We start from the raw sequence: 25,533 nt of genomic DNA on the forward strand, positions 1-25,533 counted from the left end.
GCTTGCTAGGTGACCGCGCCTGCGGTCTTCAGTGCGATGATGCGATCCCAGTCGAGACCGGCCTCGATCAGGATTTCTTCTGTCTGCGCCGCGAATTCGGGGCCGGGGCGTAGTTCCGGCGCCGTCACGTCGAACTGCACCGGGTTGGCGACGAGTTCGATCTCGCCCGCCTTGACCAGGTACTCGTTCGCCCGGATCTGCGCGTCGTCGGCGACCTGCAGCGAGTCCTGGATCGGGGCCCACGGGCCTGCCAGGGTCGCAAACGTCTCGGTCCACTCGGCGAGGGTCCGGGTGCCGATCACCTCCCGCAGGATCGCGACGGCCTGCTCGGTGTTCGCCGCGATGGACTGCGCATCGGCGAAGCGGGGATCGTCGACAAGGTCGGGGCGATCGATGTGCCTGCACACGTCGGGCCAGAACCGCGCCGCCTGCAGCATGACGAAGGACAGGTACCGCCCGTCCGAGGTCCCGTAGATGCCCGACAGCGGATTCGTCGGCGCGCCGTGCGCACCGGGCGCCGGTGCCACCATCGGGTCGTTCAGGTGAACGGACAGAGCCACGCCATGGCCCATCGACCACAGGCCGCTGCCGAGCAGCGACACGTCGACGACGGACGGCTCACCGGTGCGTTCCCGCTTGAGCAGTGCCGCGGCGATGCCGCCCGCCAGGTTGGTGCCGGAGATGGTGTCTCCGAACGCAGGCCCGGGCGGGGTGATCATGCCCTCGACCCCGGGAGGGGTGAGGGTGGCGGCGATCCCGGCTCGCGCCCAGAACGCCGTCATGTCGTAGCCGCCACGATCGGATTCCGCGCCGCGCGGTCCGAGTGCGCTGCCGCGGGCGTAGATGATCGACGGGTTCACCGCACGGATGTCGTCCACGTCGATACCGAGCTTCGCGCGCACCTGCGGCAGGTAGCTGGTGAGGAAGACGTCGGATTCGCGGGCGAGGTCGAGAATGACCTGCCTTCCTTCCGGGACGGAGATGTCGATGCCGATGCTGCGCTTGCCGCGGTTCGCGTGCTCGACGTTCGGGTTGGGGTCGCCGTCGACGCGCTGCCTGCCGATCTGCCGGAGTCCACGCTGCGGATCACCGGTGACGGCATGCTCGACCTTGATGACGTCCGCCCCCCAGTCGGCGAGCACGGCGCCCGCCGACGGAACGAACCCGTACATCGCGACTTCGAGGACACGGATTCCCGCAAGCGGACTCATGATGCCGCCACTGCAAAAGTCTTGAGCTCCAAGAACTCTTCGAGCCCGGCGGTGCCCATCTCGCGGCCGATGCCCGACTCCTTGTAGCCGCCGAACGGCACGTCGGGGGTGAAATAGTTGCCGCCGTTGATGCTGAACGTGCCGGTGCGAATGCGCCTGCCGACCGCGATGGCGCGCTCCTCGTCGCTACTGATGACACCGCCGGAGAGGCCGAATGCCGAATTGTTGGCGATGCGGACGGCGTCGTCGTCGCCGTCGTGGGGGATGAGCGCCAGCACCGGGCCGAAGACCTCGTCCTGGGCGATCTCGCTGTCGGGGTCGACGCCCGCGAGCAGGGTGGGCGTATAGAAGAAGCCGGGGCTCACCTTCTCACCGCCGGTGACGAGCGTCGCGCCCGCGGCCACGGCCCGCTGCACCATGCCGTCGACCTTGTCACGCTGCTTCTCGGTGATGAGCGGGCCCATGTACGTCTTCGGGTCACTGGGATCGCCGAAGGGGACGCGCTGCAAGAATGCGGACACCAATTGCGCTGTTTCGTCGTGCTTTTCGCGGGGCACCAGCATCCGGGTGGTGAGTGCACAACCCTGCCCGGCGTGCGCGCAGATGCTGAACGCGGCGAACTGCGCGGCCATCTTCAGGTCGGCATCGTCGAGGACGATGAGCGCGGACTTGCCGCCGAGTTCGAGGAAGACCCGCTTGAGGGTGTCGCTTGCCGCGGCCATGATCTTCTTGCCGACGACGGTGGAGCCGGTGAAGGTGACGACGTCGACGTCGGGATGCGTGGTCATCACTTCACCGACGGCGACCTCGGACGAGGACAGGATGTTCACGACGCCCGCAGGGATGTCGGTGTGGTTCGCGATGATCTCACCGAGGAGCTGCGTGATGAGCGGCGTATCGGGAGATCCCTTGAGCACCACCGTGCAGCCGGCAGCGAGCGCCGGGGCGAGCTTCGCGAGCGCGAGCTGATTCGGGTAGTTGTAGGCGGTGATCGCGGCGACGACGCCCGCGGATTCCTTCTCGATCCATCGGCGGTGCTTCTGGCCGCGGATCTCGACCTCGCCGATGTCCTCGGTCAGCGGATAGCTGCGCAGCAGGTCCGCGTAGTAGCGGACGATCTCGATGGGCGCCGCGAGCTGGTTCGCGTAGGTGAGCTGCCTGGTGGCACCGACTTCGGCGATCGTCAGTTCGCGCATCTCCTCGATGTTGTCGAGCAGCGCCTGGTGGAGTTGGTCGAGGCAGCGGACACGCAGTTCGACGTTCGTCGACCAGTCGGTGGTGTCGAACGCGCGGCGTGCGGCGGCGACGGCGGCCTCGGCGTGCGAGATGTCCGCGTCGGGCGCGTATCCGACGACGTCCCCGGTCGCCGGGTTGATCGAGGTGATCGTGCGCTCCGTCGACACCAGCTCGCCGTCGATGAGCAGGCTCTTGCGTACACCGATGGCGTCCGACCCGCCCACCGTCTGCACCGTGTCCTGAGATGACATCCCGTCTCCTCGCATGTCGTGAAAATCCCATTCTCTTCTGAGAGAATTTGAGATACGTTCTGTGAGAACAGTAACAATCGAAAGCGTTCCTGCCTACCCCGAATCGGAAGTCGGCGTCAGCCCGCACCGTCGTCATCCTGGGGACATTCGAACCTTGCGGGCGCATCTCAGGCGAGAGTATGGTTCTCGCAATCGGAAGGGAGATTCTTGTGATCGAGACCAAGGCGCTCCGCCCCTCGTTGGGCGTGGAAGTCACCGGTGTGGAAGACCTCGCAGACGAGCGGGTCATCGCCCAGTGCATGGAGGCGTTGAAGTGGCGAGGCGTCCTGCTGATCCGCGGACTGAACCTGGACGACGACGCCCAACTGGCCTTCAGCCGCCGGCTCGGCACCGTCCGCACGCCTGCCCCCGGCAAGGAGATCTTCGTCGTCTCCCTCGACCCGACGAAGAGCCAGTCGGCCGAGTACCTCAAGGGCACGTTCCACTGGCACATCGACGACACCACGCACGACATCCCCGCCAAGGCGACGATGCTGACGTGCAGGCACGCGGCGATGGTCGGCGGCGGCACGCAGTTCTCCAGCACCTACGCGGCGTACGACACCATGTCCGAACAGGAGCGCAAACGCTACGAGGGCCTGCGCGTCGTGCACAGCTTCGAGGCCGCGCAGCGCCTCGTGCATCCCGACCCCAGCCCTGAGCAGCTGGCCGCGTACCGCCAGCTCCCCACCCACGAATCGGATCTCGTGTGGACGCGCCGGGACGGTCGCAAGTCGTTCGTCATCGGCGCCACCGCCGACCACATCGTCGGCATGGATCCGGACGAGAGCCGCGCACTGCTCGACGAACTGCTCGAGTGGTCCACCCAGGAACAGTTCTCCTACACCCACGACTGGCAGGAGGGCGACGTCGTCATCTGGGACAACACCGGAATGCTGCACCGCGCACTGAAGTACGACCCCTCCTCCGAGCGGACCATGCACCGCACGACCATCGCCGGCGACGAGGCCTGGGCATGAAAACAGCGGTAGTCACCGGTGGCGCGTCCGGGATCGGGCGCGCCATCGCGGATCGCCTCCGCGCGGACGGATGCCACGTCGCAGTGCTCGACCTCAACCCCGCAGACGACGACTTCTCGCACGCCGCGGACGTCACGAACCGCGAGCAGGTCGAAGACGCCCTGACGAAGATCCGGACGCAACTCGGACCGGTGTCCATCCTCGTCAACGCCGCGGGTCTCGAGGGCTACGCACGATTCAAGAAGCTCCCCTTCGAGGAGTGGAACCGGGTGATCGGCGTCAATCTGCACGGCGTCTTCCACTGCATCCAGGCAACCGTCCCGGACATGCTCGACGCGGGGTGGGGGCGCATCGTCAACATCTCCTCCTCCAGCGCCCACTCCGGCCAGCCCTTCATGTCCCACTACGTCGCCGCCAAGTCCGCGGTGAACGGCCTCACCAAATCACTGGCCCTCGAACTCGGCCCGTCCGGGATCACCGTCAACGCCGTACCCCCCGGGTTCATCGACACCCCGATGCTGCGCAAGGCCGAGGCGGAGAACCGGCTCGGCGGCACCATCGACGACCACATCCAACGCACCCCGGTCCGCCGCGTCGGCCGCCCGGAGGACATCGCCGCAGCCTGCGCCTTCCTCGTCTCCGAGGAGGCCGGATATGTCAACGGCCAGATCCTCGGCGTCAACGGCGGCCGAAACACCTAGCGGCACTGCCGAATCACCACAGCGAAAGGAACTCCCACCATGGGTCGTGTAGAAGGCAAGGTCGCATTCGTCACCGGCGCCGCACGTGGTCAGGGCCGCAGTCACGCGGTCCGCCTGGCCGAGGAGGGCGCCGACATCATCGCGGTCGACCTCTGTACCGACATGTCGTCCATCGGCTACCCGATGGCGACCCAGGAGGACCTCGACGAGACCAGCCGGCTCGTCGAAAAGCACGGACGCCGCATCGTCGCCGTCAAGGCCGACGTCCGTGAGGCGGAGCAGATGCGGGCGGCCGTCGAGCAGGGCATCGAGGAGTTCGGCCGGCTCGACATCGTCGTCGCGCAGGCCGGTGTCGCGGGCATGAAGGGCGAACCTGCGGTACAGGCGTGGTGCGACGTGGTGAACACCAACCTCGTCGGCACCATGAACGCCGTCCAGGCCGCGCTGCCGCACCTGAGCGAGGGCGCCTCCATCATCGCGACCGGTTCGCTTGCCGCGATGATGGACATCAGCAAGGTCGACCAGCCCGGCAAGGATCTCGGCGGGGTCGCGTACGTCTTCTCGAAGCGTGCCCTGTCCCAGTACATTCACGAGCTCGCCACCCACCTCGCCCCGCGCAAGATCCGGGCCAACGTCGTGCATCCGACGAACTGCAACACCGACATGCTGCAGAGCGAGCCGATGTACCGCTCCTTCCGCCCCGACCTCGAGAATCCCACCCGGGCGGACGCGGAGCCGGCCTTCCACGTGCAGCAGGCGATGCCGGTGCCGTACGTCGAGCCCGAGGACATCAGCAACACCGTGCTCTTCCTGGCATCCGACGAAGCGAAGTTCGTCACCGGCATGCAGATGCGTGTCGACGCGGGTGGCTACCTCAAGTGGTACGACTACCACATCTGAGCCGATCCGCCTCCGACTGACGAAATCACTTGCAAAAAGGAGGAATACAGTGAAGGTGCAGGTCGATTCACACCGCTGCCAGGGGCACACGCTGTGCGCGATGGCAGCACCGGACTCGTTCGAGCTCAGCGACATCGACGGCCACTCGACCCCGGTCAGCGAGGACGTCCCCGCGGGGCAGGAGGAGGACGTGCGCGAGGCCGTCCGCTCCTGCCCCGAGCAGGCCATCTCGATTTCCTGACGCGCGATCCGGTACGCCAGGTTGCTCGAATTCCCAGAGAGGACAGCGCCGATGAGCGTTGACGATGTCGTAGCGGACGACAGTCGCAAGAAAACCACCTTCCACTTCGACCGACACGCCCCCGAGTACCGCGACAACTTCCTGCCGATCACGCAGGAGATGCACAGCAAGTGCCCGATGGCCTGGTCGGAAACGCACGGCGGCCACTGGGTGGCTGCGGGGAGCAACGAGGTGTTCGAGCTCGCCCGGTGCCCGGAAGTCTCGAACGATCACGACATCCACGGCAAGCGTCGCGGCTACAAGGGCATCAACATCCCGACGGCGCAACGCGCGTCGGGCGTCCGGGGCGGCATCCTCGAGATGGACGAACCGGAGCACCGCGAGTTCCGGTCCCTGCTCAATCCCTATCTGTCGCCCGCCGCGGTCAACCGCTGGATCCCCTTCATCGACGAGGTGGTCCGCGCCAGCATCGACGAGAAGATCGAGTCCGGCCACATCGATTTCGTGGACGAACTCGCCAACATCGTTCCCGCGGTCCTCACCCTCGGGATGCTCGGAATTCCGTTGGCGAAGTGGACGATATACAACGAGCCGGTGCACGCCGCGGTGTACACACCGCCGGATTCCCCGGACATCCCGCGCATCGCGGAGCTGCATCGCGCGATGGGTCTCGATCTGCTCACCAACCTGTTCGAGATCCGCGAGAACCCCCGTCCCGGGCTCATCAACGCCATTGCCGACGTCGAGGTGCTCGGCGAGAAGCCGGACGAGATGGAGTTGCTCGGCATCCTCAGCCTGCTCATCGGTGGCGGATTCGACACCACGACAGCACTGACCGCGCACTCACTCGAGTGGCTGTCACAGAATCCCGACCAGCGAGCGATGCTCAGCGCCGAACGCGACGCGATCCTCGACTCGGCGACCGAGGAGTTCCTCCGCTTCTTCGCGCCCGCCCCCGGTGACGGTCGCACGGTCTCCGCGGACTGCGAGTACGCGGGTGCGGAGTTCAAGGAGGGCGATCGACTCTGGCTTTCCTGGGCGATGGCGAACCGGGACGGTTCCCTGTTCCCCGAGCCCAACTCGATCGACCTGGAACGGACGGGTAACCGGCACTTCAGCTTCGGTCTCGGCATCCACCGATGCATCGGATCGAACGTCGCCCGAACGGTCTTCAAGCGGATGCTTCTCGCTGTGCTCGACCGGATGCCCGACTACACGTGCGATCCGGAGGGCACCGTCCACTACGACACCATCGGCGTCATCCAGGGGATGCGGCACCTGCCCGCCACCTTCACCCCCGGACCCCGGCTCGGGCCGGGTCTCGACGAGACGCTGGCCGCACTCCAGAAGCAGTGCGACGAGGAGCGGCTCGCCGAACCGTTGGCCCTGGCACGGAAAGCGGCCGAGCGTGGCTGATTCGGCTGTCGCTGAATCTGTTCGGCACGAGGACGACCGGGCTCCCGCGTCCGGTCGTCCTCTGCCGCAGCTCACCGACCAGAATCGTTTCTACTGGACGTCCGGCGCCGACGGTGTGCTGCGCATCCAGGAATGCCGGTCGTGCTCCGGCCTGATCCATCCGCCGCAGCCGATCTGCCGGTACTGCCGCGGGCACGACATGGGAGTGCGTGCCGTCTCCGGCACCGCGACGCTCGTCGGTTTCACGGTGAACCACCGCTTCGGACTGCCCGGGCTCCCGCCGCCGTACGTCGTCGCGCAGGTCGCGATCGAGGAGGACCCCCGGGTTCGGCTGACCACCAACGCCGTCGAGTGCGAGCCGGACCGGCTCGAGCTGGGCATGCGAATGGAGGTCGTGTTCCACCACGACGACGACGTGTGGCTCCCCCTGTTCCGCCCCGCCGCGGACCAATCCGAGCCGGCCCCGTTCCCCTCGGACGAGATCGAGCCCGAGGACGTCGCGCGGCACATCCGTCCCATGGCCACGACGACGAAGTTCGAGGACCGGGTCGCCCTGACCGGCATCGGCACCTCCGACATCGGACGCCGCCTCATGCGCACCCCGATGGCCCTGACCGTCGAAGCGTGCGAGCGCGCGGTCGCCGACGCGGGACTGACGATGGCCGACATCGACGGTGTCGCCAGCTATCCCGGGGCCGGGCAGGTCGGCGGCTTCGGTGAGGGCGGTGTGGTCGGGGTCGAGGCCGCACTGGGTCTACGCCCGACGTGGCACAACGGCGGTATCGAAACCTTCGGCCCCAGCGGTTCGGTTATCGCGGCAATGCTTGCCGTCGCGAGCGGGTTGGCGCGTCACGTCCTGTGCTATCGCACCCTGTGGGAGTCGACGCACGGCGAGCTCGTCAAGCGTGGTCAGCTCGCCCAGGGCGCTCCGGGACGCACACCCAACTGGTTGATGCCGTTCGGGGCCACCTCCGCCGCACACACCCTCGCGCAGAACGCGCAGCGCCACTTCCACCGGTACGGCACCACCCGGGAGACTCTCGGCTGGATCGCGTTGAACCAGCGGGCGAACGCCCAGCTGAATCCGTCCGCGATCTACCGCGATCCCATGACGATGGACGACTACCTCGGTGCCCGCCCGATCACCACCCCGTTCGGGCTCTTCGACTGCGACGTGCCGTGCGACGGTTCCGTCGCGGTGATCGTGTCCGCGATCGACGCGGCACGCGACCTGCCCCGACCAGCTGTCCTGGTGGAGGCGGTCGGCACCCAGATCGTCGAGCGCATCGAGTGGGACCAGAGCACCCTCACCCACGAGCCGCAGGTGCTCGGCCCCGCCGCCCACCTGTGGTCACGTACGTCCCTGCGACCCGCAGACGTCGACGTCGCGCAGCTCTACGACGGCTTCACCTTCAACTGCCTGTCGTGGATCGAAGCCCTCGGCTTCTGCGGAATCGGCGAGGCGAAGGACTTCCTCGACGGCGGTCACAACATCGCCCGCGACGGCGTACTTCCCCTCAACACCCACGGCGGGCAGCTCTCGCACGGACGCACCCACGGCATGGGCCTGATCCACGAGGCGATCACCCAGCTGCGCGGCGACGGCGGCGACCGTCAGATCCCCGACGCCCGGGTGGCCGTCGTCAGCAGTGGCGGCCTCTCCCCCGGCGGCGTCCTTCTTCTCCGGAGTGACACGTGACCACAACCGATTCCGATCTGATCGCGGCAGCAGACCCCGATTCCCTCGCCCCGGCCCGCCGGGTCGTCGACGTCGACGGCATCCCGATGTCCGCGCTGGTCGCGCAGGTGTCCCGACCCCGTGCCGTGATCGTCGCACTGCACGGCGGCGCGACCAGCTCCGCGTACTTCGACTGCCCGGGTCACCCTCGGTACTCGCTGCTCCGGACGGGGGCAGCACTCGGCTACACGGTGATCGCCCTCGACCGTCCCGGCTACGGCAGCTCCCATCCGCACGCGATCGACGTCGCGCCGGCTCCGCGGCGCGTCGATCTCGCCTACGGCGCGGTGGATCGCCTCCTCGACGGAAGCGATCGAGGCAAGGGCCTCTTCGTGCTGTCCCACTCGGTGGGGTGCGAGCTCGGTACCCGGATGGCGGCGGACGAGCGCGGACGCGAACTGCTCGGGCTCGAACTGTCCGGCACCGGACGCCGGCATCAGGACCGCGCACACGACATCCTCGGTTCGAGTGAACGCAACGCGGCTCCGGCCGGGGTCCGCGAACTGCTGTGGACACCCGAGCACCTGTACCCCCGTGCACTGCTCGGCGGCGGCCCCATCGCGTCCGCGACCCCGTCGTACGAGACGCGCGTCGTCGGTGACTGGCCGCGGACCACCTTCCCGGACCTCGCGGCGCAGGTGACCATCCCCGTGCACTTCACCGCAGGCGAGCACGAGCACGTGTGGCGCAACGACCCCGAGGCGCTGCGCGCCATCGCCGAACTGTTCACCTCGACACCGCGATTCGAAATCGTCACTCAGCCCGACGGTGGGCACAACCTCAGCCTCGGCCACACGGCCGCGGCCTACCACCTGAGCGTCCTGTCGTTTCTCGAAGAATGCATCGCCGGACGCAGGCACGGCACCGAACCCGAAGGAGGCGCGTGACATGACTGCTGTCGACACCGCACAACTGCTCATCCGCCTCGTACTCGGCGCGACGATGATCGCGCACGGCGTCAACCACTGGCTCGGCGGCGGACGCATCGAAGGCACCGCGCGCTGGTTCAGCGGCCTGGGACTGCGGCAGGGCACGCTCCAGGCGTGGGCGAGCGTGGTCACCGAGATCGGAGCGGGCCTGCTGCTGATCCTCGGACTCCTCACCCCGCTCGCGTGCGCGGCCGTCGTCTCGGTCATGGTCGTCGCCGGCGTCCTGGCGCACCGGCCGAACGGATTCTTCGTCTTCCGTGAGGGATACGAGTACGTCCTGGTGCTGGCGGTCGTCGCGGTGGCGCTCGCGCTGCTCGGCCCGGGCGCGGCGTCGGTGGACGACGTCGCGGGCATCGTCGTCGACGGCTGGGCAGGCGGTGCGATCGCGCTGGGGGTCGGCGTGATGGCCGCGGCGGGCCTGATCGTCGCCTTCTGGCGTCCGGAACCCACCGAACCCGTCTGCACCAAGACCGAAGTGGAGGCACCGTGACAACCGGCAACGCAATGGAGGCCGAAAGCAGCACGCTGCGCGTCGGTTTCATCGGCCTCGGCCTGCAGGGCGCCCCGATCGCCCGGCGCATCGTCCAGTCGGGATTCGAGACGACCCTGTGGGCGCGTCGCCCCGAGTCGCTCGAACCGTTCGCCGACACCGCAGCGAAGACGGTGGGCACCCCGGCCGAGCTGGCCGCGGCGAGCGATGTGGTCTGCATCTGCGTGATCGCCGACGACGACGTCCGGCAAGTGGTGACGGGTGCGGCCGGGGTGTTGTCCGGCCTCGCCCCCGGCGGTGTGATCGTGGTGCACAGCACGATCCACCCCGACACCTGCCGCGAGCTCGCGGACCTGGCCGGGGCGCAGGGTGTCTCCTTCGTCGACGCTCCGGTCAGCGGCGGCCCCGTCGCCGCGGCCGAGGGTCGGCTCCTGGTGATGGCGGGCGGCGACGCCGACGCCGTCGAGCGGGCCAGGCCCGTCCTCGAGACCTTCGCCGGGCCACTCGTCCACCTGGGCGGGGTCGGGTCGGGTCAGGTGACGAAGCTCCTCAACAATCTGCTGTTCACGGCCAACCTCTCGACCGCGTACAGCACCTTCACCCTCGGCGAGTCGCTCGGCGTTGACCCGGCGAAGCTCGGCGAGGTCATCGCCCACGGCACCGCCAACAGTTTCGCGCTCGGCCGCGTCGTCAACGCGGGGATCACCCTCGATCGCATCGCCGCGCACGCGGGCGCACTGCTCCGCAAGGACGTCGGTCTCGTCGCGGAACTCGCGGAAGGTGCTGCGGCGCAACCAGGAATCGTGCTCACCGCCGCCGACGCCACCCTGGGCCTGATGGGACACGAGCGGTGAGGGTCGGGTTCATCGGTGCGGGACGAATGGGTGCACCGATGGTCCGCCGCCTGGTCGATGCGGGCCACGCGGTGAACGTCCTCGCGCGCACCGACGGCAACCGTGCCGCGGTCGCCGATCTGGGCGCCACGCCGGTGTCGGACACGGCGGCAGTCGCGGCGGACGCCGACGTCGTCGTCGTGTGCGTGTTCACCGACGACCAGGTGCAGCGAGTCTGCCTGGACGGACCGCTGCTCACCGAGATGGCCCCCGGCTCGACCCTCGTCCTGCACACGACCGGCAGCCCGCGGACCGCCGAGGCCATCGCGGCACGGGCGCGACTCCACGACGTCCACGTCGTCGACGCACCCGTCAGCGGCGGACCGCACGACATCGCCGCGGGCACGCTCACCGTGTTCGCGGGCGGCGACACCGCCGCGGTCGACCGCGCCCGACCGGTCCTGACGGCGTACTCCCACCCGGTGCTGCACGTCGGGGCGATCGGGAACGGGCAGCGCGTCAAACTCGTCAACAACGCCCTCTTCGCCGCGAACATCGGCCTGATCGCCGAAGCTGTCCGTCTCGCAGGGCAACTCGGAGTCGACGAATCGAGCCTGCTCTCCGCACTCCCCCACGCCAGCGGTGCGAGCCGGGCGCTGGCAGGGGTCTCCAGTCGTGGATCGGTGTCGGTGTTCACCGAGTCCGTCGGAGACTTCCTCCGAAAGGACATCGACGTCGTCCGCAAAACCGTCGCCGATCTCGGCGGCTCCCTCGGCGTCCTCGACGACGCGATCGAGGCACAGTCGCGCTGACGGATCCGGCGTCGATCCGCGTCATCTCACGGAGTACGTCGCGGCCCGCAGACAGAAAGCGGTGATCCGCTCGACGCCGGCGTCGCCGGGGACGGTTCCCTTCCACAGATGGTCACCGAGTGCACCCACGATCGCGTGCGCCGCGAGCAAGGCATCGAATTCCGGATCGGGACTGCCGAGTTCGGCGAACGGCTCCCGCAACAGTGCGGCCAGCGGGCCGCTCGCCGAGGGCGGTCCGTCCAGGGTGTCCGAGGTGAGCGTGCCGGCATTCCACAGCACCGCCCGCGTCGTCGCCGCCGACTCCTCCGCTGCCTGCGACAGCACACCCACCACCCAACCTCGGACCTTCGCCTCCGGTGTGGACTCTTTCGACATCTGGTGCGCGACATAGGTGGTGAGACGCTGTGTGCCGTCCTCCAGAATCGCGGCAACAAGCGCGTCCTTCGACTTGAAGTGCCGGTAGAAGGCGTCGTTCGACAGGCGCGCCGCGCGCACGATGTCCGCGACCCTCGGCCGCGAGGTGGTGCCGCGTTCCGCGATCACCTGCAGTGCGGCGTCGAGCAGACGCCGCACCTCCTCGGCGTATCCCGCTTCCCGTTTCGCCAGTGAACGCTGGGCGATGCGGCTCGCGACGTCGCTCACCGCTCCATCCCGGCGTCGAGACGCGTTGCCGCACAGACTCCGCCGTCGACGAGCAGGTCGACACCACTCAGGAAGGACGCCTCGTCGGACAGTGCGAACGCGACGGCGGCGGCGACTTCGTCTGCTCGGCCGGTCCGGCCGAGCGGGGTCCGGTCCACCATCGCCGCCATCGACGAGTTGTGCTCCGATTCCTGACGCCCCTGCGGGGTGTCGATGATGCCGGGCGAGACCGAACACGCGCGCGCGCCGACGGGTCCGAGCCGGATCGCCTCGTGCTGCGCGAACCTACGGACTCCGTACTTCGCCCAGACGTACGCGGCACCCGGGTGCTCGGCCTGCGCACCGAGCGCTGCCTGGATCCGATCGAGCAGGTCGGGGTGCAGCGGTTCGTCGAGCACGGCGTCGAGCACCGGATCGGCGACGACACCCGCAATCGTCGGCGCCATCGACGAGAAGTAGACGAACGCGGTGCCCGCGGTCGCGAGCGGGCGGAGCGCTTCCGCCAGCAGCGCTGTTCCGACGAGGTCGACCTCGATGATGCGACGCCAGTCGGCCATGGTCGGGGAGATGCCGGCGACGTGCGCGACCGCCCGAAGGGTTCCCAGTTCGGCGACCCGGGCGGCGAGACGGGTGAGGCCCTCGCGGTCCGTGATGTCGAGGACGAACGGTTCGACCGCGGCACCGAGAGATGACGACAGTTCCTCCGCTGCGTCGCGCGCGGTCTGCCCGTCCAGGTCGACGAGGAGCAGTGTGCCGACCATCGTGGCCATGCGACGCGCACATTCGAGGCCCATGCCGCGGCCGGCGCCGGTCACCACGCCCACTGTGGTCATGCCCAGCACCGTTCCAGCCCGGACTGCGACGCGCGGCTGACGAGTTCGACCCGGTACCCGGTGTCGCTGCGCAGGAAGGCGAAGGACGGACCGTCCGGTCCACCTCGTGTCGCCTCGGTCTCGTAGCCCGCGGCGGCCAGTTCGGCGGCATCCGCGGCGACGTCGTCCGACCAGTACCCCAGGTGGTGGACTCCCGCGCCGGCGACCGGTTCCCAGAACGTACCGGGGATGCTGCGCACGATCTCCAGCCGCGGGGTGGTGATCGAGTACGCGCACGCCATCTCGACGTCCACGACGACACCGCCCGGCAGTGTGACGGTGACCGGTCCGCCGATCTGCGGCCCCCACTCGTACCCGAGGAGGCCGGTGAGGCCCGCCCGCGTCGCGTCGAGGTCGTCCGTGACGATTCCGATGTGGAAAAGGTTGTCCGCCTTCATCGAAGCCCTTCCCAAATCCTCGAAAGAATTGCATTCTGGATCACGAGAAGCATATTCTCACGATCCAGAAGGAGGCGCAATGGCATGGGATTTCGAGACCGACCCCGAGTTCCAGGCGAAGCTGGACTGGGCCGACACCTTCGTTCGGGAGGAGGTGGAACCACTCGACCTGGTGTGGGAACACGAGCAGTTCGTGCCGCTCGACGGCGGTCGCCGCAAGGCCGTCGACCCCCTCAAGCAACAGGTCAGGGACCAGGGCCTGTGGGCGACGCATCTCGGCCCCGAACTGGGCGGCCAGGGCTACGGCCAACTCAAGCTCGCCCTGCTCAACGAGATCCTCGGGCGGTCGTCGTGGGCGCCGATCGTCTTCGGCTGCCAGGCGCCGGACACGGGCAACGCGGAGATCATCGCCCACTACGGCACCGAGGAGCAGAAGCGCCGCTACCTGCAGCCGCTGCTCGACGGTGAGCTGTTCTCCACGTACTCGATGACCGAACCGCAGGCGGGTGCCGACCCGTCCGAGTTCACGACGCGAGCGGTGCGCGACGGCGACCACTACGTCATCAACGGATGGAAGTACTTCTCCTCCAATGCGAGTACGGCATCGTTCCTGATCGTCATGGCGGTCACCGACCCGGATCTCGACACCTACCACCGGATGTCGATGTTCCTCGTCCCGACGGACGCCCCGGGAATCGAGATCGTCCGGAACGTCGGCCTGGCAGGCGAACCGATGAACGGCGGATCGCACGCCCTCATCCACTACCAGGATGTCCGCGTTCCTGCCGAGGCCCTTCTCGGCGGTGAGGGGCAGGCGTTCGCCATCGCACAGACCCGGCTGGGGGGCGGGCGTATCCACCACGCGATGCGGACGATCGGACTCGCGCAGAAGGCACTGGACATGATGTGCGAGCGCGCACTGAGCCGGACCACCGCCGGAAGCAGACTGTCCGACAAGCAGTTCGTCCAGGGCTACATCGCCGAGTCGTACGCCCAGCTGACACAGTTCCGGCTGTTCGTCCTGAACACGGCGTGGAAGATCGACAAGTACAACGACTACAAGAGGGTCCGCAAGGACATCGCCACCGCGAAGATCATCATGCCGACCGTGCTGCACGACATCGCTTGGCGCGCAATGCAGGTCCACGGTGCACTCGGAGTCACCAACGAGATGCCGTTCTTCCGCATGATCAATGGTGCGGCGGTCATGGGCCTCGCCGACGGCCCCACCGAGGTGCACAAGGTGACCGTCGCCAAGCAGGTCCTGCGCGACCACCGTCCCAGCGACGACCTCTGGCCGACCGAATGGATCCCCCGAAAGCAGGCCGCTGCGCGGGAGAAGTTCGCCGAATTCCTCGAACTCGAAGTAGGTAACCTGTGATCGACACCGAACGCCTCGCCACCTGGATGGACGGTATGGGACTGCCCGGCAAGGGTGCCCCGCTCGAAGCCAGATTCCTCTCCGGCGGAACGCAGAACGAGATCTACGAGATCGTCCGCCGGGACGACCGCTGCGTCATCCGGCTCCCACCCGCGCACGCACCGGCGAATCGTGACGAGGGCATCCTGCGCGAGTGGCGCATCATCCAGGCGTTGGACGGAACCGACGTCCCGCACACGAAGGCGATCGCCGCGTGCGAGGACACGTCCGTCCTCGGGCGTCCCTTCTACCTGATGGGGTTCGTCGACGGCTGGTCGCCGATGGGCAACAAGCAGTGGGTCGAACCGTTCACGTCGGACCACTCCCAGCGGGCCGGCCTCGCCTACCAGTTGGCCGAGGGCATCGCACTGCTCTCCCAGGTCGACTGGAAGGCGCAGGGACTGCACGACCTCGGGCGCCCCGACGGCTTCCACGAACGTCAGGTGTCCCGGTGGACCGGGTTCTTCGAGCGCATCAAGGGCCGGGAACTCGACGGCATGGACGTCGCCACCCGTTGGCTCCGCGAACACAAGCCGCTCGACTTCGTCCCGGGAATCATGCACGGCGACTACCAGTTCGCCAATGTGATGTTCAGGGACGGCGCACCGGCCAGGCTCGCGGCGATCGTCGACTGGGAGATGGGTACGGTCGGCGACCCGAAGCTCGACCTCGCCTGGATGGTGCAGAGTTGGCCCGAGGACACGAATACGCCCGAGGCCGCGACCGCCAGCTATGTCGACCTGCGCGGGATGCCGTCGCGGTCGCAGCTCGTCGCGCACTACGCCGAGGTGTCGGGTCGCCAGGTCGACGACCTCGACTACTACCTGGTGCTCGCGAAGTGGAAACTCGCGATCGTGCTCGAGCAGGGCTTCCAGCGCGCAGGCGACGACATCAAGTTGCAGTCGTTCGGCGCGATCGTTCCCGAGCTGATGCGGTCCGCCGCCGAGCTCGCCGAGTCGAGTGGGTACCGAGGGTGAGCGTAGAAGTTCTGAACAGCATCGAAGGTCTCGCCGTCGAACGGCGCGGACCGGTCCTGATCGTCCGACTCGACCGGCCGAGTTCGCGAAATGCGCTGACCGGACCGATGATCCGAGGCATCGGCACGGCCGCGCTCGAAGCCGAGAGCGATCCGCAGATCCGCGCGATCGTCCTCACCGGCACCGGGGACCGCGCTTTCTGCTCGGGCATGGACCTGCGAGCCTTCGCGGACGGCGAGGACATCGGCTACGGATCCGACGACGCCACCGATGCCTACCACCGCCTCGGCCGCGGCGAGATCCCCGTCCCGATCATCGGCGCCGCCAACGGGACCGCCATCGGCGGCGGACTCGAACTGCTGCTCGGCTGCGACATCATCGTCGCGTCATCCGCCGCGGTGTTCGGGTTTCCGGAGGTCAGGCGGGGCCTGTTCCCCGGCGGCGGAGGAACGTTCATCGGCACCCGCATTCCCCTCGGCGCGGCATTGGAGATGACGCTGACCGGCGACACGATCACCGCCGAACGCGGCTACGCGCTCGGCCTGGTCAACGCGGTCGTCGAACCGGATGCCGTCCTGGACACCGCGATCGGCTACGCGGAGCGGATCGCCGCGAACGCACCGCTCGGTCTCGCCGCGTGCAAGGAGCTCGCCCGACTCGCGGTCGTGCAGCCTGCCGCCGCGGACGAGCGCCTCGGCGAATGGCAGTCCGTCGTCTTCACCAGTGAGGACGCCAAGGAGGGCGCGGCCGCCTTCATCGAGAAGCGGCCACCCCTGTGGACCGGTCGGTGAGCTGATGCGCGCCGTCGTCTGCCCCGAGTACGGGCCACCCGAGGTGGTGCGCATCGAGGAGCGCCCGTCACCCCTGCCCGGCCCCGGCCAGGTGCGGGTGCGGGTCCGCGCCGCGTCCGTGAACTTCCCCGACGTCCTGCTCACCGCGGGGAGCTACCAGATCAGCGTGCCCCCACCGTTCGTGCCCGGCAGCGAGTACGCCGGCGTGGTCGAGGCCGTCGGCGACGGTGTCGACGCCCTCGCGGTGGGCGACCTCGTCACGTCGACCGGGCTGATCGGCGCGTTCGCCGAGGAGGTGGTCGCGGATGCCGCGAAGCTGACACCCGTCCCGGCGGGCGTCGACCCGCGGGTGGCGGCGGCGTTCGGCGTCGCGCACCGCACCGCATTTCACACGCTGCGGTCGGTGGCCCGCATCGGCGCGGGCGACGACCTGATCGTGCTGGGTGCGGGCGGCGGTGTCGGGCTGGCCGCGGTACAGCTCGGTGTCGCGCTCGGCGCGTCGGTCACCGCGGTCGCCTCGTCCGCCGACAAGCTCGACGTCGCCGCGTCGTACGGCGCGACCCACCTCGTCAATCATCGCGACGGGGACCTCCGGGACGCGCTGCGCCGCGCCCTGCCCGACGGGGCACACGCGGTGATCGATCCCGTCGGGGGTGACCTGGCCGAACCCGCCCTGCGCACCCTGCGCCGGGGTGGCCGCTTCGTCACCGTCGGCTACGCCTCGGGCGTCATCCCGAAGATCCCGTTGAACCTGGTGCTGGTCAAGGGTATTCACATCCTCGGATTCCAGTTCCAGGACATCCCGGCCGACGAGTATCTGCGCAACGAACGCGAACTCACGGAACTGCTCGTGGCGGGACGCGTCACCCCGCACATCGGCGCGTCCTTCCCGCTCGACAAGGCGGCCGACGCACTGCGACACGTCGCGGACGGACGCGCCGTCGGGAAGGTACTGCTCGACATCGCCCCGGGTGCGGGCGGCACGAGTTCCTCGCTTCGGACGAATCCCGGTACGTCACCGGGCTTCCCCTGACCGTCGAAGCCGGAAACATGCTCGAGTAGTGCCCCGAATGCCGGGTATCCGCGCCGATCCTTGACCCAGGCACCTCGCCCCGGTCCCATCGAACTCGGAACCGGGGCGCAGTGAGGCTGGGGGCCGGCGGGCTGAACGTCTTTGTCTAACTGGCGGAGACGAGGCGAAGGCCACCGCGGGGGCTGAGCATTTCTGCGGTACGAAGTACTTCGGTGCCGACGACGGCGTCCGTGGGAGCGTTGGCCGCCGCCATCGCCTGCGCCTTGAACACCCGCGCGGCACCGCTGAGATGGTGCTGTCCCGTACAGAACCGCTCGTCGAGGTTGGCGGGCCAGTTCTCGCCCCACAGGGTGATGTCCATGTCGCCGCGGTCGAGGGTGGCCATGACGCCGTCACGGATGCGCTCGTCGGCCTGGAAGAGGTCCACGGACACGGCGATGACCTGGGGGTGGGGGCCGGTCTGGTTGTCGAGCGCGGTCTCGAGGTCGAGGGTGCGGGCGCCGAGGATCTGGAGGGGACGCACATCCGGGTGATCGGCGACCGCAACGGTCGCGTCCCAGCCGGACGTCACTCGATCGAACACCCAGCCACCGAGCAGTCGGACCACGTCGACGACGCTGGGACCGACCACGACCACGCGGTGTCTCAGGGTGTGCCGTCGAGCATGAGCTGCTGTCTGAGCGACTGTATGTACTCCGTGAAGACCTCGTTCAGCGGTATCGAACGATCGAGCAGCCATAGTGTCTCCATTCCGTGAATGAAGGCGATGATCTCCACCGCCTTGACGGCCGGGTCCAGGTCGGTTCGATACCGACCGGCACGTTGCCCGCGCCGGATGCCTGTTTCAACGGTTGCGACCGAAGCCCGGGATCTGTGGAGTAGGCGGTCGTGAAGAGGAGCGTCCGGTTCGAGGTTCTCGATCAGCAGCACGGTGAACATGCCGACCATGTCCGGTGCCTCGTCGAATCGACGCGGCACCTTCGACAGCTGCTCGACGAGGTCGCCGCTCCGGTCGACGCGGTTCAGGTCGTCCGCGTCTCGGGAATCGGCGACCGCCTCCAACAGGTGATCCTTCGACTCGAAATGGTGCAGGAGTCCCGCTGTCGTGACTCCGGCTTCCCTCGCAATCTGCGCGAGGGAGGTGTTGCGCCATCCGTTTCGGACCAACAGCCGCTGCGCAACGGAAAGGATCCGCTGCTTTCGATCCTCACCTTTCGCGAGGAGCGTTGCGTATGGCCGTTCCACGGACGGTTTCTCCTTCATACGAACCAACCTACTAAGCACACAGTAGGTTGGATTTCACGGTGTGACAAGGGTCATATTTCTGTGTCGGTGTGTCTCACCTAACGGGGACTACAGGCCCAGTGACTTCGCGATGATGACCTTCATGACCTCGCTCGTTCCGGCATAGATCCGCGCCACCCGCGCATCCGTGTACAGCCGGGCGATCGGATATTCGGTCATGTAGCCGTACCCACCGAAAAGTTGCAGGCACCGATCGACGACGCGTCCCTGCACCTCGGTGCAGAACAGTTTGACCCGGGCGGCGTCGGCACCGGACAACTCTCCGTCGACCAGATCCAGCACCGCACGGTCGATCATCGTCTGCGCGGCCTCGATCTCCGCCGACATCGCCGCCAGCTCGAACTTCGTGTTCTGGAACGACGCCACCGGAGTCCCGAATGCCTTGCGCTCCTTCACGTAGTCGATCGTCGCTGCCACCGCGGCCCGCGCCTGCGCGACCGAGCCCACCGCGACCGTCATCCGCTCCTGCGGCAGGTTCCGTCCGAGGTACCGGAACGCCTCCCCCTCCTCGCCGAGGCGGTTGGCGAGGGGCACCCTCACGTCCTCGAACGAGAGCTCCGCGGTGTCCTGCACCTTGCAGCCCATCTTGTCGAGCTGACGCCCTCGCACGAAGCCCGGCATGCCGTCCTCGACGACGAGCAGGGTCAGGCCGGCGCGGCGATTGTCGGGGTCGGTCGACGTCCTGGCCACGACGATCACCAGGTCGGCAAGGATGCCGCCGGTGATGAACGTCTTCGCGCCGTTGACGACGTACTCGTCGCCCTCCCGGCGCGCCGTCGTCCGGATGCCCGCGAGATCCGAGCCGGTGCCGGGCTCCGTCATCGCAATGGCGGTCAGCAGTTCGCCGGCGGCCATGCCGGGGAACCATCGCGACCGCTGCTCGTCGTTCGTGTACTCGAGGAAGTACGGCAGGATCACGTCGAGCTGGGTTCGCACCGTACTGAGCGTGACGAGTGCGCGCGCCGCCTCCTCCTGGAGGATCACGTTGTACCGGAAGTCGGGAATCCCCGCTCCCCCGTATTCTTCCGGGATCGCCATGCCGAGCATTCCGAGCGATCCGAGCTCCCGGAATATCTCGCGCGGCATCCGTCCCGCCTTCTCCCATTCGGAATACCCGGGAACGACGTATTTCTCGATGACGTCGCGGGTGAGCTTGCGGAAGGCCTCGTGGTCGTCCGTGAAGACGTCTCTGCGCATCGTTGTCCCTCTCAGGCGAGTTCGACGAGGGTCGCGTTGGCGGTGCCGCCGCCCTCGCACATCGTCAGCAGGCCGCGGTGAATTCCGCTGCGCCGCATGTGATTGATCATCCGGGTCATCAGGACCGCGCCGGAGCCGCCGAGCGGATGACCGAGCGCGATCGCGCCGCCGAGCGGGTTGAGCAGCTCGGGGTTGGCGCCCGTTTCCGCGAGCCATGCCATCGGAACCGGAGCGAAGGCCTCGTTGACCTCGAACACCCCGACGTCGGACAGGTCGACGCCTGCCTTGCGTAGGACGCGGTCGGTGGCAGGGATCGGACCGGTCAGCATCAGCACCGGGTCCGAGCCGACGACGGTACCGGCGACGTACCGCACGATCGGCGTCAGACCCAGCTCACGCGCGCGTTCGGGGGTGGTGACGAGCAGTGCCGCGGCGCCGTCCGAGATCTGCGACGAGTTACCCGCGTGGATGACACCGTCGTCACGGAACGCCGGCGTGAGACCTGCGAGCTTCTCCATGGTGGTGCCGCGCCGGATGCCCTCGTCGACGGAGATGACTCCGTTCTCCGTTGGCACCGAGACGATCTCGGACTCGAAGGCACCCGAGTCCTGCGCGGCGGCGGCCCGCTCATGGGACAGGGCCGCGAACTCGTCGACCCGGGCGCGGGTGAATCCCCACTTGTCGGCGATCAACTCGGCGCCGACGCCCTGATTGAACCCGGCATCGTCGTAGCGGGCCAAGGCCTTCGGGCCGTACGGCATTCCCGAGGCGCGGGCCGAACCGAGCGGCACCCGGCTCATCACCTCGACACCGCCCGCGACGACGACGTCCTGCTGCCCCGACATGACGGCCTGCACAGCGAAATCGAGCGCCTGCTGACTCGATCCGCATGCCCGGTTGACAGTGGTTCCGGGGATGCTCTCGGGCCATCCGGCGGCCAGGACGGCGTACCGTGCGACGTTGCTGGACTGGTCGCCGATCTGCGAGACACAGCCCCACACCACGTCGTCGACGACAGCGGGATCGATACCCGTGCGGTCGACGAGCGCACCGAGGACTTCGGCCGACAGGTCGACGGGGTGTACCCCGGACAGTCCTCCGTTTCGCTTCCCGACGGCGGTCCGGACCGCTTCGACGATCACCACTTCACGCATGCTTCTCCACTCTCGGTACGGCCCACCGTCCGGTGAACCGGGGATGACGCTTCTCGGCGAACGCCGCGTACGCCTCGGGGGCGTCGGCGGTCCCGAAGTTGACTGCCTGTGCGCGGGCCTCGTTCGCCAGGGCACTGCGCAGTCCGAGATCGGCGCCCTCGTTGAGCAGCGCCTTGGTCTGGGCCAATGCGACCGGCGGCCCGGCAACCAGGCGGTCGGCGAGATCGTCGACGAATTCGCCGATCTCGACTCCGTCGACCACCCAGGTCACCAGGTTCAGGTCCCGTGCCTGTACAGCGTCGATGGTCTCGGCGAGCAGCGCCAACCGCTTGGCCTGCTGGAGGCCGACGTGCTTGGGCAGCAGCCACGACCCACCGAGGTCCAGGGACAGGCCGCGGCGCGCGAAGATCTGCGAGAACGTCGACTCCGGCGTCGCGACGACGAAGTCGCACCCGAGGGCGAGGTTCCACCCGGCGCCGACGGCGACGCCGTCGACCTTCGCGATCGTAGGCACCGACAGTTCGTGCAGGAGCAGCGCAACATCGGTGAGCAGCCGCATCTTCGCGGTCGGGTGCGCGTCGGAGATCTCCGCGAGGTCGGCTCCCGAGCAGAACGCTCCGCCCGCTCCGGTGACGACCACCGTCCTCACGGACGGATCGTCCCTGATCTCCTCCAGCGAATCACGCAGCGCCACCCACAGTTCCGGGTTGATCGCGTTGCGGCGATGCGGCCGGTTGAGGGTCAGCGTGCGGACCCCGTTCCGATCGCCGACGTCGAGACCGACCGCCGCACTCATCCCGCGACTCCCGGATCGACCGGCCCGATGACGCCCCGCGCACGCAGCGCAGCGATGTCGTCCGCGTCGAGACCCGCGTCGGAGAGAACCCGGTCGGTGTGTTCCCCGAGCCCGGGGACCGAACCCATCGGGGGGTCGAAGCCCTCGATCACCGGCGGCGGCAGCAGCGCCGGAATCGGACCGTTGGGTGTGCCGATCTCCCGCCAGCGATCGCGGGCGGAGAGCTGCGGATGTTCGAGGACCTCGCTGGCGAGGTTGTAGCGCGAATTGCCGATCGCGGCCGCATCGGCGGTCTTCTGAATGAACGCGAGATCGTGGCGCGCACACCAGGCGCCGATCTCCGCGTCCAGGGCATCGCGGTGGTGCACGCGATCGGAGTTGGTGCGGAACCGTGGGTCGTCCGCGAGGTCGTCGCGCTGCAGGATCTCGCGGGCGAGGCGCTGCCATTCCCGGTCGTTCGTCGTGCCGAGCACCACGGTCTGCCCGTCGCCGGTGCCGTAGGCGCCGTACGGCGCGACGGCGGGCGAGCTCATGCCGAGCGGCTGCTGGTCGCCTCCGGAGTGCCGGGCGTAGGTCAGGTGGTAGCCCATCAGCTCGGCCATCGTGTCGAAGAGACTGACCGTGACGGTAGGCGCTCGCCCGGTCCCCGTCTTCCGGCCGTAGAGCAATGCCATGATCGACAACGCGGCGTACAGACCGGACGTGACATCCGCGACGGGAGGCCCCGGCTTTGCCGGTTCGCCCGGCCTGCCGGTGACCGAACATACTCCCGATTCCGCTTGCACGAGAAGGTCGTAGGCCCGCTTGTGGGACAGCGGACCGCCCGCGCCGAAGCCGTCGATCGACGTGGCGATCAGGTCGGGATGACGCTGCGCGAGATCCTCCGGCGCAAGCCCGAGGCGCGCGGTGGCGCCCGGCGCCAGATTCGACACCAGCACGTCCGCCCGGTCGAGCAACCTGTGCAGCACGTCGATCCCGGCATCCGACTTCAGGTCGAGCGTGACCGATTCCTTTCCCCTGTTGACCCACACGAAATGCGCGGCCATGCCATTGACCACGTCGTCGTAGTCGCGGGCGAAGTCGCCTCCCTTCGGGTTCTCCACCTTGATCACCCTGGCTCCGAAGTCGGCGAGAGTGCGGGTACACATGGGTGCGGAGACGGCCTGTTCGAGCGCAACGACCGTGACGCCAGCGAGCGGACCGGCCGAGTTCGACCGCATCACATCACCATTCCACCGTCCACCGGCAGCACCTGCCCGGTGACGAACGACGACGCATCGGAAGCGAGGAAGACGAACGCGCCGGCGACCTCCGAGGGTTCGGCCCAGCGCCGCAGCGGGATCCGGGCGAGCATCTGCTCCGAGAACTTCTCGTTGGTGCGGATCGTCTTGGTCATCGGCGTCGCCGCGAGCGGAGCGAGTGCGTTGACGAGGATCTGCTTGCGTGCGAGTTCACGAGCGAGGGACTTCGTCAGGCCGATGATGCCCGCCTTGGCACCCGAGTAGTTCACCTGGCCGAGGGTGCCGGTGATGCCTGCGGACGAGGTGACGTTGATGATGCGTCCGGTGCCGTCGGTCGGCATGAACGGCAGCGCGGCCTGCGCGCAGTGGAAGGCACCGAGCAGGTGGATGTCGAGCATCCACTGGAACGCCTCCGTGGTCAGGTCCGCGAACATCGCGGGCGCCGTGGCACCCGCGTTGTTGACCAGGATGTGCAGCTTCCCTTCGGTGAATCCGGCTGCCCGCGCCACCGCCGCATCCGCCGCGGCGCGAGCGCGCACGTCAAGGCCGGCGGAGTCGGCCTTGCCCCCGTTGGCGGAGATGCGTTCGGCGACGGCTGCCGCCGCGTCCGGGTCGATGTCGGTGACGAGCACCGCGGCGCCCTGAGCGGCGAGCGCCTCGGCAACCGCCGCACCGATGCCACCCGCCGCACCGGTCACCAGGGCCGAGCGCCCCGTCAGATCGAACAGTCCGTTTTTGTCGGCCATCAGTAGCTCCTCGGCAGTCCCAGAGTGTGTGAACCCAGGTAGTTCAAGACCATTTCCTGGCTGATCGGTGCGATCCGCATGACACGGGCCTCACGGAAGTAGCGGGCGACGTTGTACTCCTCCGAGTACCCCATGCCGCCGTGGGTTTGCAGGGCGCGGTCCGCGGCGGTGAACCCGGCGTCCGCGCACAGGTACTTCGCGGTGTTCGCCTCCCGGCCGCACGGCTTCCCGTTGTCGTAGAGCCAGGTCGCCTTGCGCAGCACCAGTTCTGCCGCGTCGAGGTGCGCCAGCGAGTCGGCGAGTGGGAACTGCAGTCCCTGGTTCATGCCGATCGGTCGTCCGAAGACCTCCCGCTCGTTGCCGTACCGGACAGCCTTGTCCAGCGCGACCCGCCCGATGCCGAGTGCCTCGGCTGCGATCAGCATCCGCTCGGGGTTCAGACCGTCGAGCAGGTACTGAAAGCCCTTGCCCTCCTCACCGACCCGGTCCTCGACCGGCACCCTCAGGTCGTCGATGAACAGCTCGTTCGACGTGACGGCGTTGCGTCCCATCTTGCGGATCGGCCGGATGTCGACGTGCGCGCGATCGAGATCGGTCAGGAACAGCGTCATGCCGTCCGTCTTCTTGGTCACCTCGTCGTAGCGCTGGGTGCGGGTCAGCAGCAGGATCTTCTCCGACTCCATCGCCTTCGAGATCCACACCTTGCGACCGTTGACGACGTAGTGGTCGCCGTCCCGCTTCGCGAACGTGGTGATTCGCGAGGTGTCCAGTCCCGCACCGGGTTCCGTCACCCCGAAGCACACGTGCAGGTCGCCGTTGGCGATCCTCGGGAGTGTACGAGCCTTGAGTTCGTCGGACCCGTGCACCACCACCGGGTGCATGCCGAAGATGGAGAGGTGGATCGCGCTCGCGGCGTTCATCCCGCCGCCGGAGCGCGCCACCTCCTCCAGCAGCAGGGTCGCCTCGGTGATGCCGAGACCGTGCCCGCCGTACTGCTCCGGCATCGTGATCCCGAGCCACCCGCCGTCGGCGAGTGCCCGGTAGTACTCGGTGGGGAACTCGTAATCGAGATCCTTCTCCATCCAGTACTGGTCGTCGAACTTCGTCATCAACTCGGCGACCGATTTCCGGATCAGTTCCTGATCCTCGGTCAGCTCGAAACTCATTCCGCTCACAGGTGATTC

At 68.1% G+C, this 25,533-nt stretch carries 27 protein-coding genes; 14 read left to right on the plus strand and 13 right to left on the minus strand.

Annotated features, from left to right (window positions below; translation table 11 throughout):
• Positions 1-5 precede the first annotated feature (5 nt).
• Together FFS72_RS00345 and FFS72_RS00350 are read right to left on the minus strand one after the other, a co-directional pair.
• Positions 6-1,211 carry a CaiB/BaiF CoA transferase family protein gene (locus FFS72_RS00345; RefSeq protein ID WP_137872067.1) on the minus strand — a complete coding sequence of 402 codons (1,206 nt, stop codon included), beginning with the start codon at positions 1,209-1,211 and terminating at the stop codon, positions 6-8.
• The gene (locus tag FFS72_RS00350; protein WP_137872068.1) at positions 1,208-2,698 is read right to left on the minus strand and encodes an aldehyde dehydrogenase family protein; all 1,491 of its coding nucleotides are present in this window, start codon (positions 2,696-2,698) and stop codon (positions 1,208-1,210) included. Before FFS72_RS00350 ends, FFS72_RS00345 begins: the two co-directional genes overlap by 4 nt.
• Positions 2,699-2,907: 209 nt before the next feature.
• Between FFS72_RS00350 and FFS72_RS00355 the strand changes: the two genes are divergently transcribed.
• The 10 genes from FFS72_RS00355 to FFS72_RS00400 are packed head-to-tail and all read left to right on the plus strand — an operon-like array spanning position 2,908 to position 11,777.
• A complete protein-coding gene (locus tag FFS72_RS00355) occupies positions 2,908-3,717 on the plus strand; it encodes a TauD/TfdA dioxygenase family protein (protein WP_137872069.1) in 810 nt (269 codons plus the stop codon).
• Positions 3,714-4,418, plus strand: a complete 705-nt coding sequence (locus FFS72_RS00360) for an SDR family NAD(P)-dependent oxidoreductase (RefSeq protein WP_137872070.1) — start codon at positions 3,714-3,716, stop codon at positions 4,416-4,418. The genes FFS72_RS00355 and FFS72_RS00360 overlap by 4 nt, the downstream gene beginning before the upstream one ends.
• Before the next feature lie 39 nt (positions 4,419-4,457).
• Positions 4,458-5,318: a mycofactocin-coupled SDR family oxidoreductase gene (locus FFS72_RS00365; protein ID WP_137872071.1), complete on the plus strand. Its 861-nt coding sequence runs from the start codon at positions 4,458-4,460 to the stop codon at positions 5,316-5,318.
• Between the two features lie 49 nt (positions 5,319-5,367).
• Positions 5,368-5,559, plus strand: coding sequence for a ferredoxin (locus FFS72_RS00370; RefSeq protein ID WP_137872072.1), 192 nt, complete (start codon positions 5,368-5,370; stop codon positions 5,557-5,559).
• Between the two features lie 51 nt (positions 5,560-5,610).
• Positions 5,611-6,975 carry a cytochrome P450 gene (locus tag FFS72_RS00375; RefSeq protein ID WP_137872073.1) on the plus strand — a complete coding sequence of 455 codons (1,365 nt, stop codon included), beginning with the start codon at positions 5,611-5,613 and terminating at the stop codon, positions 6,973-6,975.
• Positions 6,968-8,674: a thiolase C-terminal domain-containing protein gene (locus FFS72_RS00380; RefSeq protein WP_137872074.1), complete on the plus strand. Its 1,707-nt coding sequence runs from the start codon at positions 6,968-6,970 to the stop codon at positions 8,672-8,674. The genes FFS72_RS00375 and FFS72_RS00380 overlap by 8 nt, the downstream gene beginning before the upstream one ends.
• Entirely contained in the window at positions 8,671-9,600 is a 930-nt protein-coding gene (locus tag FFS72_RS00385; protein WP_137872075.1) for an alpha/beta fold hydrolase, read from the plus strand. The genes FFS72_RS00380 and FFS72_RS00385 overlap by 4 nt, the downstream gene beginning before the upstream one ends.
• Position 9,601: 1 nt before the next feature.
• Positions 9,602-10,132, plus strand: coding sequence for a DoxX family protein (locus FFS72_RS00390; protein WP_137872076.1), 531 nt, complete (start codon positions 9,602-9,604; stop codon positions 10,130-10,132).
• 35 nt (positions 10,133-10,167) lie between these two features.
• Positions 10,168-10,986 (plus strand): NAD(P)-dependent oxidoreductase, encoded by an 819-nt coding sequence (locus FFS72_RS00395; protein WP_349303977.1) that lies wholly within the window; start codon positions 10,168-10,170, stop codon positions 10,984-10,986.
• Positions 10,983-11,777, plus strand: coding sequence for an NAD(P)-dependent oxidoreductase (locus tag FFS72_RS00400; protein WP_137872077.1), 795 nt, complete (start codon positions 10,983-10,985; stop codon positions 11,775-11,777). Before FFS72_RS00395 ends, FFS72_RS00400 begins: the two co-directional genes overlap by 4 nt.
• A 21-nt stretch (positions 11,778-11,798) precedes the next feature.
• Here the strand turns inward: FFS72_RS00400 and FFS72_RS00405 are convergent, their stop codons facing one another.
• The 3 genes from FFS72_RS00405 to FFS72_RS00415 are packed head-to-tail and all read right to left on the minus strand — an operon-like array spanning position 11,799 to position 13,689.
• Positions 11,799-12,419 (minus strand): TetR/AcrR family transcriptional regulator, encoded by a 621-nt coding sequence (locus FFS72_RS00405; protein ID WP_137872078.1) that lies wholly within the window; start codon positions 12,417-12,419, stop codon positions 11,799-11,801.
• Entirely contained in the window at positions 12,416-13,252 is an 837-nt protein-coding gene (locus FFS72_RS00410) for an SDR family oxidoreductase (protein WP_137872079.1), read from the minus strand. The genes FFS72_RS00405 and FFS72_RS00410 overlap by 4 nt, the downstream gene beginning before the upstream one ends.
• Positions 13,249-13,689 carry a VOC family protein gene (locus FFS72_RS00415; RefSeq protein ID WP_137872080.1) on the minus strand — a complete coding sequence of 147 codons (441 nt, stop codon included), beginning with the start codon at positions 13,687-13,689 and terminating at the stop codon, positions 13,249-13,251. Before FFS72_RS00415 ends, FFS72_RS00410 begins: the two co-directional genes overlap by 4 nt.
• A gap of 79 nt (positions 13,690-13,768) precedes the next feature.
• Between FFS72_RS00415 and FFS72_RS00420 the strand changes: the two genes are divergently transcribed.
• From FFS72_RS00420 to FFS72_RS00435, 4 genes are read left to right on the plus strand one after another with little or no spacing between them, the layout of a single operon-like run.
• Complete coding sequence (locus FFS72_RS00420) at positions 13,769-15,070, plus strand: acyl-CoA dehydrogenase family protein (protein WP_137872081.1); 1,302 nt, start codon at positions 13,769-13,771, stop codon at positions 15,068-15,070.
• Complete coding sequence (locus FFS72_RS00425; protein WP_249353061.1) at positions 15,067-16,086, plus strand: phosphotransferase family protein; 1,020 nt, start codon at positions 15,067-15,069, stop codon at positions 16,084-16,086. The genes FFS72_RS00420 and FFS72_RS00425 overlap by 4 nt, the downstream gene beginning before the upstream one ends.
• Positions 16,083-16,877 carry an enoyl-CoA hydratase/isomerase family protein gene (locus tag FFS72_RS00430; RefSeq protein ID WP_137872082.1) on the plus strand — a complete coding sequence of 265 codons (795 nt, stop codon included), beginning with the start codon at positions 16,083-16,085 and terminating at the stop codon, positions 16,875-16,877. Before FFS72_RS00425 ends, FFS72_RS00430 begins: the two co-directional genes overlap by 4 nt.
• A gap of 4 nt (positions 16,878-16,881) precedes the next feature.
• On the plus strand, positions 16,882-17,910 hold the full coding sequence (locus FFS72_RS00435) for an NADPH:quinone oxidoreductase family protein (RefSeq protein WP_137872083.1): 1,029 nt from the start codon (positions 16,882-16,884) through the stop codon (positions 17,908-17,910).
• Positions 17,911-18,055: 145 nt separating this feature from the next.
• Here FFS72_RS00435 and FFS72_RS00440 read toward each other — a convergent pair whose 3' ends face one another.
• From FFS72_RS00440 to FFS72_RS00475, 8 genes are all read right to left on the minus strand, one after another.
• Entirely contained in the window at positions 18,056-18,559 is a 504-nt protein-coding gene (locus tag FFS72_RS00440) for a hypothetical protein (RefSeq protein WP_171018524.1), read from the minus strand.
• On the minus strand, positions 18,556-19,155 hold the full coding sequence (locus FFS72_RS00445; protein ID WP_502704056.1) for a TetR/AcrR family transcriptional regulator: 600 nt from the start codon (positions 19,153-19,155) through the stop codon (positions 18,556-18,558). The genes FFS72_RS00440 and FFS72_RS00445 overlap by 4 nt, the downstream gene beginning before the upstream one ends.
• Before the next feature lie 108 nt (positions 19,156-19,263).
• The gene (locus FFS72_RS00450; RefSeq protein ID WP_137872086.1) at positions 19,264-20,412 is read right to left on the minus strand and encodes an acyl-CoA dehydrogenase family protein; all 1,149 of its coding nucleotides are present in this window, start codon (positions 20,410-20,412) and stop codon (positions 19,264-19,266) included.
• An 11-nt stretch (positions 20,413-20,423) separates the two neighbouring features.
• Positions 20,424-21,566, minus strand: coding sequence for a thiolase family protein (locus tag FFS72_RS00455; RefSeq protein ID WP_137872087.1), 1,143 nt, complete (start codon positions 21,564-21,566; stop codon positions 20,424-20,426).
• Positions 21,559-22,362 carry an enoyl-CoA hydratase/isomerase family protein gene (locus FFS72_RS00460; protein WP_137872088.1) on the minus strand — a complete coding sequence of 268 codons (804 nt, stop codon included), beginning with the start codon at positions 22,360-22,362 and terminating at the stop codon, positions 21,559-21,561. Before FFS72_RS00460 ends, FFS72_RS00455 begins: the two co-directional genes overlap by 8 nt.
• Positions 22,359-23,582: a CaiB/BaiF CoA transferase family protein gene (locus tag FFS72_RS00465; protein ID WP_137872089.1), complete on the minus strand. Its 1,224-nt coding sequence runs from the start codon at positions 23,580-23,582 to the stop codon at positions 22,359-22,361. Before FFS72_RS00465 ends, FFS72_RS00460 begins: the two co-directional genes overlap by 4 nt.
• Positions 23,582-24,349: an SDR family NAD(P)-dependent oxidoreductase gene (locus FFS72_RS00470; protein ID WP_137872090.1), complete on the minus strand. Its 768-nt coding sequence runs from the start codon at positions 24,347-24,349 to the stop codon at positions 23,582-23,584. The genes FFS72_RS00465 and FFS72_RS00470 overlap by 1 nt, the downstream gene beginning before the upstream one ends.
• A complete protein-coding gene (locus tag FFS72_RS00475) occupies positions 24,349-25,515 on the minus strand; it encodes an acyl-CoA dehydrogenase family protein (protein ID WP_137872424.1) in 1,167 nt (388 codons plus the stop codon). The genes FFS72_RS00470 and FFS72_RS00475 overlap by 1 nt, the downstream gene beginning before the upstream one ends.
• Between the last annotated feature and the right edge of the window lie 18 nt (positions 25,516-25,533).

The sequence above is a fragment of the Rhodococcus sp. Q genome (assembly GCF_005503035.1).
GTDB lineage: Bacteria > Actinomycetota > Actinomycetes > Mycobacteriales > Mycobacteriaceae > Rhodococcus_G.

Excerpts from the sequence above, each read along its gene's own strand:
- FFS72_RS00345 (WP_137872067.1), bottom strand. The coding sequence starts at position 1,211 with ATGAGTCCGCTTGCGGGAATCCGTGTCCTCGAAGTCGCGATGTACGGG.
- FFS72_RS00350 (WP_137872068.1), bottom strand. The coding sequence starts at position 2,698 with ATGTCATCTCAGGACACGGTGCAGACGGTGGGCGGGTCGGACGCCATC.
- FFS72_RS00360 (WP_137872070.1), top strand. The coding sequence starts at position 3,714 with ATGAAAACAGCGGTAGTCACCGGTGGCGCGTCCGGGATCGGGCGCGCC.
- FFS72_RS00365 (WP_137872071.1), top strand. The coding sequence starts at position 4,458 with ATGGGTCGTGTAGAAGGCAAGGTCGCATTCGTCACCGGCGCCGCACGT.
- FFS72_RS00375 (WP_137872073.1), top strand. The coding sequence starts at position 5,611 with ATGAGCGTTGACGATGTCGTAGCGGACGACAGTCGCAAGAAAACCACC.
- FFS72_RS00390 (WP_137872076.1), top strand. The coding sequence starts at position 9,602 with ATGACTGCTGTCGACACCGCACAACTGCTCATCCGCCTCGTACTCGGC.
- FFS72_RS00410 (WP_137872079.1), bottom strand. The coding sequence starts at position 13,252 with ATGACCACAGTGGGCGTGGTGACCGGCGCCGGCCGCGGCATGGGCCTC.
- FFS72_RS00415 (WP_137872080.1), bottom strand. The coding sequence starts at position 13,689 with ATGAAGGCGGACAACCTTTTCCACATCGGAATCGTCACGGACGACCTC.
- FFS72_RS00420 (WP_137872081.1), top strand. The coding sequence starts at position 13,769 with ATGGCATGGGATTTCGAGACCGACCCCGAGTTCCAGGCGAAGCTGGAC.
- FFS72_RS00435 (WP_137872083.1), top strand. The coding sequence starts at position 16,882 with ATGCGCGCCGTCGTCTGCCCCGAGTACGGGCCACCCGAGGTGGTGCGC.
- FFS72_RS00450 (WP_137872086.1), bottom strand. The coding sequence starts at position 20,412 with ATGCGCAGAGACGTCTTCACGGACGACCACGAGGCCTTCCGCAAGCTC.
- FFS72_RS00455 (WP_137872087.1), bottom strand. The coding sequence starts at position 21,566 with ATGCGTGAAGTGGTGATCGTCGAAGCGGTCCGGACCGCCGTCGGGAAG.
- FFS72_RS00460 (WP_137872088.1), bottom strand. The coding sequence starts at position 22,362 with ATGAGTGCGGCGGTCGGTCTCGACGTCGGCGATCGGAACGGGGTCCGC.
- FFS72_RS00465 (WP_137872089.1), bottom strand. The coding sequence starts at position 23,582 with ATGCGGTCGAACTCGGCCGGTCCGCTCGCTGGCGTCACGGTCGTTGCG.
- FFS72_RS00470 (WP_137872090.1), bottom strand. The coding sequence starts at position 24,349 with ATGGCCGACAAAAACGGACTGTTCGATCTGACGGGGCGCTCGGCCCTG.
- FFS72_RS00475 (WP_137872424.1), bottom strand. The coding sequence starts at position 25,515 with ATGAGTTTCGAGCTGACCGAGGATCAGGAACTGATCCGGAAATCGGTC.